The sequence below is a fragment of the Agrobacterium larrymoorei genome (assembly GCF_037722385.1).
Taxonomy (GTDB): Bacteria; Pseudomonadota; Alphaproteobacteria; order Rhizobiales; family Rhizobiaceae; genus Agrobacterium; species Agrobacterium larrymoorei_C.
The window spans coordinates 460,701-472,715 of sequence record NZ_JBBKAQ010000003.1 but is presented as its reverse complement, the minus strand read 5'-3'; the positions used below and the strand labels follow the sequence as shown (position 1 = coordinate 472,715).

Annotated in this window: 12 protein-coding genes; 4 read left to right on the top strand and 8 right to left on the bottom strand. The window is 57.1% G+C overall.

The genetic code is table 11. The annotated features are described in order from the left end of the window. Window positions 1-60: 60 nt before the first annotated feature. Together WKI41_RS07625 and WKI41_RS07620 are read right to left on the bottom strand one after the other, a co-directional pair. Window positions 61-222: an entericidin gene (locus WKI41_RS07625; RefSeq protein ID WP_340192883.1), complete on the bottom strand. Its 162-nt coding sequence runs from the start codon at window positions 220-222 to the stop codon at window positions 61-63. Between the two features lie 111 nt (window positions 223-333). Beyond that, a complete protein-coding gene (locus WKI41_RS07620; RefSeq protein ID WP_340192882.1) occupies window positions 334-1,290 on the bottom strand; it encodes a LysR family transcriptional regulator in 957 nt (318 codons plus the stop codon). Window positions 1,291-1,485: 195 nt separating this feature from the next. On the opposite strand from WKI41_RS07620, the gene WKI41_RS07615 reads away from it, so the two are divergent. Further along, complete coding sequence (locus tag WKI41_RS07615) at window positions 1,486-1,686, top strand: hypothetical protein (protein WP_340192881.1); 201 nt, start codon at window positions 1,486-1,488, stop codon at window positions 1,684-1,686. 135 nt (window positions 1,687-1,821) lie between these two features. Further along, a complete protein-coding gene (glgX, locus tag WKI41_RS07610) occupies window positions 1,822-3,897 on the top strand; it encodes a glycogen debranching protein GlgX (protein WP_340192880.1) in 2,076 nt (691 codons plus the stop codon). 102 nt (window positions 3,898-3,999) lie between these two features. Here the strand turns inward: glgX and WKI41_RS07605 are convergent, their stop codons facing one another. Beyond that, on the bottom strand, window positions 4,000-4,410 hold the full coding sequence (locus tag WKI41_RS07605) for a response regulator (protein ID WP_340192879.1): 411 nt from the start codon (window positions 4,408-4,410) through the stop codon (window positions 4,000-4,002). Between the two features lie 57 nt (window positions 4,411-4,467). Here WKI41_RS07605 and WKI41_RS07600 point away from each other — a divergent pair, with 57 nt between their 5' ends. Continuing rightward, window positions 4,468-4,689 (top strand): hypothetical protein, encoded by a 222-nt coding sequence (locus tag WKI41_RS07600; protein WP_340192878.1) that lies wholly within the window; start codon window positions 4,468-4,470, stop codon window positions 4,687-4,689. Between the two features lie 104 nt (window positions 4,690-4,793). Next, complete coding sequence (locus WKI41_RS07595) at window positions 4,794-5,828, top strand: GlxA family transcriptional regulator (protein WP_062426109.1); 1,035 nt, start codon at window positions 4,794-4,796, stop codon at window positions 5,826-5,828. Window positions 5,829-5,909: 81 nt separating this feature from the next. Here WKI41_RS07595 and gndA read toward each other — a convergent pair whose 3' ends face one another. From gndA to ccoG, 5 genes are all read right to left on the bottom strand, one after another. After that, on the bottom strand, window positions 5,910-7,346 hold the full coding sequence (gene gndA, locus WKI41_RS07590; RefSeq protein ID WP_340192877.1) for an NADP-dependent phosphogluconate dehydrogenase: 1,437 nt from the start codon (window positions 7,344-7,346) through the stop codon (window positions 5,910-5,912). A 132-nt stretch (window positions 7,347-7,478) separates the two neighbouring features. After that, complete coding sequence (gene ccoS, locus WKI41_RS07585; RefSeq protein WP_340192876.1) at window positions 7,479-7,634, bottom strand: cbb3-type cytochrome oxidase assembly protein CcoS; 156 nt, start codon at window positions 7,632-7,634, stop codon at window positions 7,479-7,481. Then, the gene (locus tag WKI41_RS07580) at window positions 7,631-9,931 is read right to left on the bottom strand and encodes a copper-translocating P-type ATPase (protein WP_340192875.1); all 2,301 of its coding nucleotides are present in this window, start codon (window positions 9,929-9,931) and stop codon (window positions 7,631-7,633) included. Before WKI41_RS07580 ends, ccoS begins: the two co-directional genes overlap by 4 nt. Continuing rightward, window positions 9,928-10,428 carry a FixH family protein gene (locus tag WKI41_RS07575; RefSeq protein WP_340192874.1) on the bottom strand — a complete coding sequence of 167 codons (501 nt, stop codon included), beginning with the start codon at window positions 10,426-10,428 and terminating at the stop codon, window positions 9,928-9,930. Before WKI41_RS07575 ends, WKI41_RS07580 begins: the two co-directional genes overlap by 4 nt. Next, the gene (gene ccoG, locus WKI41_RS07570) at window positions 10,425-12,008 is read right to left on the bottom strand and encodes a cytochrome c oxidase accessory protein CcoG (RefSeq protein WP_340192873.1); all 1,584 of its coding nucleotides are present in this window, start codon (window positions 12,006-12,008) and stop codon (window positions 10,425-10,427) included. The genes WKI41_RS07575 and ccoG overlap by 4 nt, the downstream gene beginning before the upstream one ends. Between the last annotated feature and the right edge of the window lie 7 nt (window positions 12,009-12,015).

Here is a 12,015-nt window from a genome sequence, read left to right as displayed (position 1 = left end):
CCGACGATCGCTCGTCGGCTTCATCTTCTTCGACCAGTACCGTAGGGTACAACGATCACATCAACGGCGTGCGGCGCGATCTACACTGCGCCCTGCATCCTGGGTTGCGTCTACAGCGTTTGCCGTGTCGCGCCCGAGGCCACGGATGGTGTTGCCGCAAGAGCTGAGGCTAGCGACCGTAACAAGAATGGCAGCAACGGTTGCGAGTGCACGTGTTGTCATATTTCAAAACTCCCCTTGAGCCTACGCATGCAGGCGTGATCCTGAACGATCAAAAAACGTTGCACACTTAATGGGGTTCCACGCGTTTTCAAAAAAACGTGAGGATGAAACTTATTTTGTTTCTGGCTGGCCGCCGACCTGCGCAACATCGCGAAACGCACTGCGTATGCTGTCGGCAACAGCTTGGATCGGACGCGAGACCTTATCTGTCATGATGAGACGGATATCGAAACTACCAAGCGCAGGCAGCCCCTCCTTCTCACCTAAAATGACCATGTCGTTCTGGATGTAGGAGCGCGGTAACGGCGCAATCGCGAGATCCGCTTCGATCGCGGCTCTCTGAGCCATGGTATGACCGCTCAAGTAGGCTACCCGGTACGGACGATTGCGCTTATCAAGAGCGTTGATTGCCTCTGAGCGCCAAATGCATCCATCTTCCCATATCGAGATCGGCAGTGGATCGCGCAGATGCGCAGTACCGCACTTGGCGCCGGCCCAGACGAGCCGCTCCCGCATCAACACTTCGCCAGTCTCCCGCAAAGGATGAGATGCGCAATTGACCAGCGCTAGATCGAGCCGCTGCTCGTCGATGCGCTTATAAAGTTGAGAGCTGGAATCGATCGTGACATCTACCATGATCGCCGGGAAGGCTTCAGCGAAGCGCTTGAGAATGCCGGGTAACAATCCCCGCTGACCGAGATCATCCGGTGCGCCCAATTTAACGACGCCCGACAATTCCGGCATGACGAAGCGAGATACGGCCTCGTTCGACAGCGCTATCATTCGTCTTGCATAGGTCAACAATATCTCACCGTGGGCCGTCAAGGTGACAGACCGTGCGTCTCGCAGAAAGAGCGTCGTCTTCAGCTGCTCTTCGAGCTTCTTGATCTGCATGGAGACAGCCGACGGTGTGCGGAAGACCACCTCCGCAGCCGTCGAGAAATTGCCTGTTTCGGCAATCGCGACAAAGGTGCGAAGGATGTCATTATCGAGCAGAGGAAGCGGCTGGCGAAAGGAAACAGTCATGACCATGTCCGTCAATTTTTCTGAATGATAGATCGATATCATTTCGTTTGATTGAATGTCAAGCGACGTTCATTATCCATTGCAGAGACAGACAAGCGCTCCGACAGCGAACTGAAATCAACACAAAATGTCATAGGTGACATCAACGCCATTCAGTTGATTGATGATTTTGTTGGGCGCATAGCTGTCCATGTCAGAAGGAAGACAGACGCTAAAACTGAAGGAAGGAGCGTTAAAATGACAATGATCATACTGCATGAAGAAACCGGTAGCTGGCTTAGGCTACGGCCACCAACCTGGCTTTCCCGCGCAATCCGGGCTGGTTTTCAGCTTCACGCGTCCTGGCAGATCAGACGCAACCTCCATATTCTCGAAAGCCTGCCGGCGGACACATTGAAGGACATTGGATGGCCTGCCAACGACACCATCCGCAAGTGATCAGACGGTATAGACGCTCCGTCTATACGAAAGAGTAAGCGGCTCGCCAGATATCCCGGCGGGCCATTTTTTTGCGTTGCGGAACAAACCGCGCGGACGCCAGTTTCACAGGGTCACTTCATCACGAGGAAACCCATGTCCAAGTTTGGCTCCAGCATTCAGCCCGGCGACTTCACGCGCCTGGGCGCCAATTTCGATGGCGACGGCGTAAATTTTGCGATCTTCAGCGCATGTGCAGAACGAGTTGAACTTTGTCTTTTCGACGAAACGGGCACTACCGAAATCGAGCGTATCACTCTTCCAGAGTTCACCAATGAAATCTGGCATGGCTATGTTCCGGGGCTGAAGCCCGGCGCTCTTTATGGCTATCGCGTCCACGGGCCTTACGATCCGGAAAACGGCCACCGCTTCAATCCGAACAAGCTGCTCGTCGATCCTTATGCGCGCGAGCTTGTGGGCGATATCCAGTGGGGCCAAGAGCAGTTCGGTTACGACCTGAACAGCGAAGACAAGGACCTGTCTTTCAACGAGGCCGACAGTGCATCCAAGATGCCAAAGTGCCGGGTGATCGACCCGAAGGATTACGACTGGAGCGGCGACAAGCGCCCGAACATCCCATGGTCGAAAACGATCTTCTATGAGACTCACGTCAAAGGCTTCACCAAGCTGCACCCTGCACTTCCCGAGGAACTCAAGGGTACTTATGAGGGACTGGGCCATAAGGATGTGGTGGCCTATGTCAAAAGCCTTGGCATCACCTCGATCGAGCTTCTGCCGATCCATTACTTCCCTGACGATTCCCACTTGCTGGACAAGGGCCTTAAGAACTTCTGGGGATATAATTCCCTCGCCTTCTTCGCACCGGCGTCTCGTTACTACGGCCCGCGCGCTATGGCAGGTTTCCGTGACATGGTTCGTGCCTTCCACGATGGGGGCATCGAAGTCATTCTCGACGTGGTTTACAACCACACGGCGGAAGGCAATGAGCTTGGACCGACCCTCTCATTCAAGGGCATCGACAACTTCTCCTACTACCGCACCCTGCCCGATCAGCCGCGTTATTACATCAACGACACGGGAACGGGAAACACCGTCAACACCTCTCACCCGCGCGTGCTGCAACTCGTGACGGATTCGCTACGCTACTGGGCGGAAGATATGCACGTCGATGGCTTCCGCTTCGACCTCGGCACTATTCTTGGTCGCGAGCCGGAAGGTTTCGATCAGCGCAGCGGCTTCTTCGATGCTGTCGGTCAGGACCCGGTGCTGTCTCGCTTGAAGCTCGTCGGCGAACCTTGGGATATCGGCCCTGGCGGTTATCAGGTTGGCGGCTTCCCACCCGGCTGGGCAGAATGGAACGACAAGTATCGCGACACGGTGCGCGAATACTGGAAGGACGAGGATGGCACTGCCGGCGACTTCGCCGCGCGCGTTCTCGGCTCCGGCGATGTCTATGATCTTCGTGGTCGCAAGACCTGGGCCAGCGTCAACTTCATCACGGCGCATGACGGCTTCACGCTGAACGACCTCGTTTCCTACAACGAGAAGCATAATGAGGCGAATGGCGAAGACAATAAGGACGGCCATAGCGATAATCGCAGCTTCAACTACGGTGTCGAAGGTCCAACGGATGACGAAGGCATCAACGCCGTTCGTGATCGTCAGAAGCGCAATTTCCTTGCAACTCTGCTGCTCTCTCACGGCACTCCGATGATCCTGGCCGGTGACGAGTTTGGCCGCAGCCAGATGGGCAACAATAATGGATACTGCCAGGATAGCGATCTGAGCTGGGTACACTGGGAAGGCCTGCCGGAAAGTGCTGAAACCCTGCGCGACTTCACCCGCCGTCTGATCGAACTGAGACAGACCCACTCCGTGCTTCGTCGTGACAGCTGGCATGACGGCACACATGTGACCTGGCTGAACCCAGGCGGTGGCGAGCAGAAGCCGGAGCATTGGCAGGACCCAGGCAGCACATCGCTCGGCCTGCGCATGACGCGCGAAGGCGGCCCGGAAGGCGATGAGTGGAATGACGTTCTCATTCTTTTCAATCCGCATGAGGGAGACGTCGAGTTCAAGCTTCCTGAAGTCGAGCATGGCTGGACCACGGAACTGACCACGGCGGACCCGACCGTTGCCGGCAATCAGATAGCGAATGCGCAGAACTATACGATGGAAGGCCGAAGCCTGGTTCTGCTGCGCGCGGCGTAAATCATCGATCGACAGCGTGATCTAAAATCAAAAGCCGGAGTGACCCTCCGGCTTTTCCTATGTGGCAGAGTAGGTTGTCGCTCATTCCGCTTGCTTCAAGCGTCAGCGCGCAGACGCGCCGACGAGACGCAAGCCGCGACGCTTCTTCAACAGTTTCGCCTTTGCAGCGATCGCGGAGCGGACGGCGAAAAGAATGTCGTCGAAATGATAGGGCTTGCTAAAGAAGCGAGCGTCTGGCGGAAGGTCCAGTGCTTCGGACGCATGCCCCCCAGAGGTCACAACGACGGCAATGTGATTTTGAGAACTGTCCAGTGTCTCGACCAGATCCAGGCCGGACAGGCCGCCCGGCATGTCAATGTCTGTCACCACGGCTGCAATCTGCTCGTTCTTGCCAAGCACACCCACAGCTTCCAGTACATTGGATGCTTCCAAGACGCGGTAGCCCTTCTCTTCCAGGGCATCCACAAGGGCAAATCGAATGATCGGTTCGTCTTCGACAACCAATACCGTCACGCCAGCTTCCTGCATACGCAATACTCCGCTTTAAGCTTGGACCGACAAGCACAAGGCTTGACCAGTTCACGTGCCGTGGCACCCGACGGGGCGGCGGTGGCTTCGACGCCCGCCATCCCATCTTTCCAACAGAACGCGCAATTCGGCGACATTGATGAAAGCATGCGGGACAAAATTGAAAACAATATTAATAAAATGCAAAATATCTCCGAATGGCATGTCGCAATTCAGATATTGCCGTTTGTCAAGCCACTCCCACGGATTGTTTTTTTGACGTAACGTAAGTCACGTCGTATTTGTCAATCGACATGTCGCATCAAGAACATAAAGATGATAGTTTCCAAGCAAGAAATTGCTTTTCCGCAAAATGGAGCATGGTCATCATGAGCAAAACTCCCAAGAAGCGTTCAATCGTATTTTTTATGGTTCCTCAATTCACTATGCTGCCTTTTACGGCGGCAGTGGAAACATTGCGTATCGCTAACCGTATGCTCGGCTATGACGCTTATGAGTGGCGCCTTGCCTCCATTGACGGTCTGAAAGTCACCTCCTCCAGTGGTATTGCACTTGAGGCAAACACCTCTCTTGCCGAGGAGCGCAAATGCATCGGCGGGGAAAACCGCCCGAGCATGGTACTCGTCTGTTCCGGGATCGACATCGATCAATACGTCAACAAGTCGGTCAATGCCTGGCTTCGCGAAGTCAACAATCGCGGAATCGCTGTCGGCAGTCTCTGTACGGGCGCACATGTGCTTGCCCAGGCAGGACTGCTGAATGGCAAGCGCTGTGCGATCCACTGGGAAAACCTCCCAGGCTTTTCCGAAGCCTTCCCGCAGGTGGAAGTCTATGCAGATCTCTATGAGGTGGACGGCAACATTTATACCTGCGCCGGCGGAACAGCCTCCCTCGACATGATGCTGAACCTGATCGGTCAGGATTTCGGCGAAAACCTCGTCAACCGTGTTTGCGAACAGCAGTTGACGGACCGCGTGCGCAATCCCCACGATCGTCAGCGCCTGCCGCTCCGCGCCCGTCTCGGCGTCCAGAACGACAAGGTCCTGTCGATCATCGAATTGATGGAGAGCAATCTTTCCGAGCCGCTCTCGCTCCTTGATATCGCTGAGGGTGCCGATCTTTCGCGTAGACAGGTGGAGCGACTGTTCCGCCAGGAAATGGGGCGTTCGCCCGCACGGTACTACCTGGAAATCAGGCTCGATCGAGCGCGTCACCTTCTGGTGCAATCGGCCATGCCAGTCGTCGAAGTCGCGGTCGCCTGTGGCTTCGTCTCGGCCTCGCACTTCTCCAAGTGTTATCGCGAAATCTACAACCGCACGCCACAACAGGAGCGCGCGGAACGCAAACTCGTGATCAGCGCATCGAGAATGCTGGCAGCGAGCCAAGGCAAGGCAGCGCATTAAGCCATATATGCGCGTCGGACCTGATGTCGGAGACGCGCAACTCATTATGAAAAAGGCCCGCCGGAGCGGGCCTTTTGTTCATTACTTCGAGAAGATATCCAGACCGCTTCCCCAAGGTCCGTGCGGCTTGTCGACACCGTCGGTCCGTTCGAAGCCATGGGCGCCGAAGAAGTCGCGCTGCGCCTGGATGAGGTTTGCGGTACCGCGACCGCGGCGATAGGCGTCGAAATAACCGAGCGCGGAGGCCAGAGCCGGCACCGGCAGACCGGACAGGATGGCATGCGAGACGACATGGCGCAGAGGTGCGTCGGTGTCCTGAACCATCTTGGAGAAGGCCGGTGTAACGATCAGGTTCGCGACATGCGGATCCTTGGTGAAGGCCGAGGTGATTTCATCGAGGAACTGCGAGCGGATGATGCAGCCAGCGCGCCAGATGCGGGCGATGGTGGGCATTGGCAGATCCCAGTTGAACTCTTTGGAAGCCGCGGCCATCACGGCAAACCCCTGCGCATAGGCGCCGATCTTTGCCGCGAGAAGTGCGTTTTCCAAATCGTCGATGAAAGCCTGCTTGTCAGCAGGTGCGGCAAGCGCCTTCGGAACGCCGAAGATTTTCTCGGCAGCTTCGCGCTCATCCTTCTGGGAGGAGAGAATACGGGCGGCGACGGCAGCTTCGATGGCCGTTGCGGCAACGCCCATGTTCTGGGCCTCGATGACGGACCACTTGCCCGTGCCCTTCTGACCGGCCTTGTCGAGGATCAGATCGACCATCGGCTTGCCGGTGACGGGATCAGCGGCGCGTAGCACCTTCTCGGTGATCTCGATCAGGTAGGAATTCAAGCGGCCCTTGTTCCACTTGCCGAAGACGTCGGCGATTTCGCCAGCGCTCAACTTCAGGCCGTCGCGCAAGATGCCATAGATTTCCGCGATCATCTGCATGTCGGCATATTCGATGCCATTATGGATCGTCTTGACGAAGTGACCGGCGCCGTCGTTGCCAAGCCAAGCAACGCAAGGGTCGTTATCGTACTTCGCGGAAATGGAGGTGAGCACTTTCTCGACGCGCTTCCAGCTCTCCTCGGTGCCGCCGACCATGATGGACGGACCATGGCGTGCGCCTTCTTCACCGCCGGAAACACCCATGCCGATGAAGGTCAGGCCGCTGTCTTTGAGATTGTCAAAACGGCGGATCGTGTCGCGGAAGTTGGCGTTGCCGGCGTCGATCATGATGTCGCCGTTTTCGAGATAGGGCTTCAGAATTTCCATCTGCTGATCGACTGGATCGCCGGCCTTGATCATGATGATGATGGGGCGCGGCGGGCGGATGGCGGCAACGAAGTCTTCAATGGTCTCGCAAGGAATAATCTGTCCCTGCAACTCGCCGGCGTCGGCGTAAAATTTCTTCGTTGCTTCCGGGGTTCGGTTGAAAACGGCAATCTTGTTGCCTTTTTCCGCGATGTTGAGCGCCAGGTTCGAGCCCATGACGCCAAGACCGATCAAACCGATTTCTGCCTGTTCCACGGATGTGTCTCCATTTTGCATTTGATGGCGCCTGTTTTGGCACTCTAACCTTCAAACGGCAAGGTGAGACCCTGTTTAAACGGTTAAATTTTGATGACAGCGGTCAGCTTTGGCGCCACTCTCGATAGACCATCAGGCTGTAGGTTTGTCGTCTCCATCCTCAAGTGCACGCCATGCGGAACCATCCATATCCTCATACTGCCCGCTCTTCAAAGACCAGAGGAAGGCGAAAAGACCGAGCGCGCCGAGAAGCAGCGCCACGGGTATCAGGAACACCAACATGTTCATGCGATCTGCACTCCAGTTGCCATCTCACCCGCGGCTTCCCGTCGATCGAGCTTGCGTGTCACTTTCCTTTCAAAGCCACTAAGGCGCAGCGCGTTGGTGACCACAATGATTGAGGACGTCGACATGGCAATGGCTGCAATCATTGGCGTAGCGAGACCTGCAAGCGCAATCGGAACGGCGATGATGTTGTAGCCGATCGCCAGCGCAAAGTTTTGGCGGATGAGCCGCCCTGCCCGTTGCGAAATGTCGACAGCAAAGGCGACAGACCTGAGATCGTCCTGCAAGAAGACAAAGTCTGCGGCCTGACGGCCAATGTCGGCTGCCGATGCTGGCGCGATAGACACGTGGGCTGCTGCAAGTGCCGGGGCGTCGTTGATTCCGTCGCCCACCATCAGCACCTTGCGACCTTCGCGGGCAAGTTCATGGCAGCGACGCGCCTTGTCCGCCGGGGCGAAACCGCCGTGCCAGCTTGCAAGCCCGAGCTTGCCCGCCAATGCTTCTACAGCGGAGGGTCGGTCTCCGGAGACGATCTCTGCGCTGAACCCGAAGCGCTGCAAGGTTTGAATCGCATCGCAAGTACCGGGCCTCATCTGGTCCTCGAAGCGAAAGCAAGCAACTTCTTCACCCTCCAGTGACAACACAACCTCCGACGCTGTATCTCCGTCCAGTCGTGGCATCTCGGTCGGGCAGCAGAAGCGTCTGTTGCCGAGCCGGTAGATGCCTTTGTCTGTCCTCGCCTCGACCCCGCATCCGGGTATCTCGCTGACCGCATCGAACATTGGGAGCGCGCCGCGAACGGAGCCGTAGAGCGCCTGTGAAAGAGGGTGACGAGAATTGGCGGCAAGTCCCGCAGCGAGCCGCAAGGCATCGTCCGGCACGGCCGTCGTATCAAGCAGACGGGGCTCGCCGAGTGTCAGTGTCCCCGTTTTGTCGAAAAGCACGGTATCGGCCTCGGCAAGCCTCTCCATCGCCGACCCATCCTTGACCATGACGCCGTTCTTGAACAGTTCGCCTGCTGCAACAACCTGCACAACAGGAACAGCAAGGCCAAGGGCACACGGGCAGGTAATGATCAGAACGGCAATCGCGACTAGCATCGCCTGCTTCCAGTCACCGCCAAATATGCCCCAAGCAACGAAGGATATGAGCGCCAAAAGGTGAACCACCGGCGAATAGTACTGCGCAGCGCGATCTGCCAGGCGCCGATAACGCGCCCTGCCCCCTTCGGCCGCCTCCATCAACCCGATGATCTCAGCCAGAAAAGACTCCCGCGCAATTGCCGTTGCTTTAAGGTTCAGTGGGCCTGTGAGGTTTAGTGTTCCTGCCTGAAGATTGTCCCCCGGCTGCACGGTTCTAGGGGCGCTCTCGCCGCTGACGATGGACATATCCAGATCGCTGCTCCCGGCGACGACCACACTGTCCACCGGCACTCTTTCGCCGGCTGCAACAAGGATTGCGTCGCCCGGAGCCAACTCGGCAATTGCACGGTACTCTCGCTGTCCATCTGGGAGCAGCACCATGGCACCGCGTGGTGACAGTCTCGCAAGACCGGCGACTGCCGAGCGCGCGCGGTCTCGCATGACATGATCGAGCGTGCGTCCGATCAGTAGAAAGAACAGCAGCGAGACGGTCGCATCGAACCAAGCATGACTGCCGCTATGCATCGTTTCCCAAAGCGAGACGGCATAGGACAGCGTGATCGCCAGAGCGATCGGCACATCCATATTGGTTCGGCCATGCTTCAGAGCATGATAGGCGGACTGATAGAAGAAGCGTCCACCATAGATCAGCGCTGGAGCCGCGATCAGGGCAGATATCCAGTGAAACATGTCGCGCGTGGAGGCATCCGCACCTGACCAGACCGAGACTGACAGAAGCATGATGTTAGCGGCTGCAAATCCGGTCAAACCAACGGCACGGATCAGCTGGTTTCTGAGTTCGTCGGAAGCTTCCTCGGCGCTGGTGAAGAGATGAGTTTCGTATCCGCTCAGGGCTACGGTCTTTGCAAGATCACCGGGATCGGTTCGAACGCCAGCGATCTCTTCCCGCCAGACAACCGACACGCGCTTCGAGGAGAGATTGACGCGAGCGCGCTCCACCTGCGGCAGTCTTTTCAAACACGTTTCGATCGTGGTGATGCAGGCGCCGCAATAGACACCGGGCACCGAAAGATCGATCTGGCGTAAGCCTTGGCCGAGATCGCGACTGGCGAGCATCATCTCTTCAGACGACGGCAGGGCCTTCCTCAAGCCCGCTTGCTCAATGGCACCTTCGGTGCCCGGCGCGCAACAAGTCATCTGACACCTCCGGCAATATCGATCCGTTTGCCTTCATGAACGATGATCTTACCGTCCTTCACAGCCACCGCCTCGATGATCCAGTCTCCTGGCGCGAGTTGGTAATGCGACGCAAATCGATTTGCGGATTGCTTGTCTAAAACGAGCGAAAAATCCTGTTTCTCTCCAACAGGCCGGCGAAAATTGAGCGTTACAGCATCAGTCTCTACAGGACCCTCAGTGGGATGAGTGACTTCATACACGATTGTATCGCCATCAAGTTTGAGTTCGCCGACGATGCCGCTCGCTGCACGCGCCTTGGCAGCCTCCGCCTTGCTGTTGAACTGCTGGCTGGCAACATAGGTGTTTTGCACCACAAGCCCGCTCCAACTCGAAACCGCATTCCACGCCATGGTGACATTGACGGCAATCACCGTTCCGAAGAACAGCACCATGATGGTGAGCATGTGCCAGCCGGTGAAAACAAAGCCTGGCTTTTCCTCTCGCTCGATCGTCATTTCTTTGCTCCCGGTCCGTTGAATACGGCCTTGTAATGCGCAGCCTCGGCGTTTTGCGCATCCGAGGCGAGGAAGGTGAAATCGCTCGCTGCCTTGGTGTCAGCGGCGGGAGTGGTGACGAAGAGCTTCAGGCTCGTCACTTCGTCCGGCTTCACTTTGATGTCGAAGCTACGCGCAGGCTCATCTGCGAAACCGTTGATCTTCATCACGGCACCGGGAAGCCCTTCCAGCGACAGGGTAATGGTGCGCGGCTGTGCAATCATGTTGAGAATTCGCACAGTATATCCGTTGCGGATGGAGCCATCCGATTCCAGCACATATTGCGGATTGCGATCGTGAATAACATTCAAGGCAAGCCGCTCCCGCGTGGCAAGCGTCACCAGCATGACGACACCGACCAGACACCAGACGGTCATGTAGAAGATGGTGCGCGGGCGGAAAATGATGCGCCAGTTGAAATGACGAATAGCATTGACGAAGCTGCCATCGGGATTGCGCACGGCACCTGGCGCTATGGCATGGGTGCCATCGCCGGTGGCCAAAGCCATGTTCGCATCATATTCCTGCAGCGTGGCATACGCGATCAGACCGCGCGGCTTGCCGACCTTGTCCATAACGCCGTCGCAGGCATCGATGCAGAGCGCGCAGGTAATGCACTCCATCTGCTGGCCGTCGCGGATATCGATCCCCATGGGACAGACGGCAACGCAGGCATTGCAGTCCACGCAGTCGCCGACCGGCTCGCCAGCGGCAAGTGCCTTCTTGGCGTGGCGCGAGCGGGGTTCGCCGCGCCAGTCATTATAAGTCACCACCAGCGAATGCTCGTCCAGCATTGCGCCCTGGATGCGAGGCCAGGGACACATATAGGTGCAGACCTGCTCGCGCATCAGGCCGCCAAGCACGTAGGTCGTCGCGGTCAGGATCGCCACGGTGTAATAAGCGACCATTGGCGCTTCGCCCGTTACGAACTGCTTCAGCAGTGTCGGAGCATCGGCGAAGTAGAATATCCACGCACCGCCCGTCATCACGCCAATCACAAGCCAGATAAGATGCTTGGAGACGCGCTTGCGCAGCTTGTCGAAGCTCCAAGGCGCGGCATCGAGCTTCATGCGCGCATTGCGGTCTCCCTCTACGGCGCGCTCCACCACGAGGAAGAGATCGACCCACACGGTTTGAGGACAGGTGTAGCCGCACCAGGCGCGACCAACGGCAGAGGTGATGAGGAAGAGGCCAAAACCAGCCATGACGAGAAGCCCGGCAACGTAGTAGAATTCCTGCGGCCAAATCTCGATGAAGAAGAAATAGAAGCGCCTGCTGGCAATATCCACCAGCACGGCCTGATCCGGTGCGTAGGGCCCACGGTCCCAGCGGATCCAGGGAGTGAGATAGTAGATGCCGAGCGTGATCAGCATCACGATCCATTTGAAACGGCGAAACTGCCCCTCTGCCCGCTTCGGGAAAATCTTCTTGCGTGCCTCGTAAAGCGGCTTTCTGTTTTTCGCGGAATTGACCGGCTCGGCATTCAGTCTCTCGACAGGCTCAGAGCCATTGCCAGGGTCGCGGGCGGTATAAAGGTTCATGATCGCA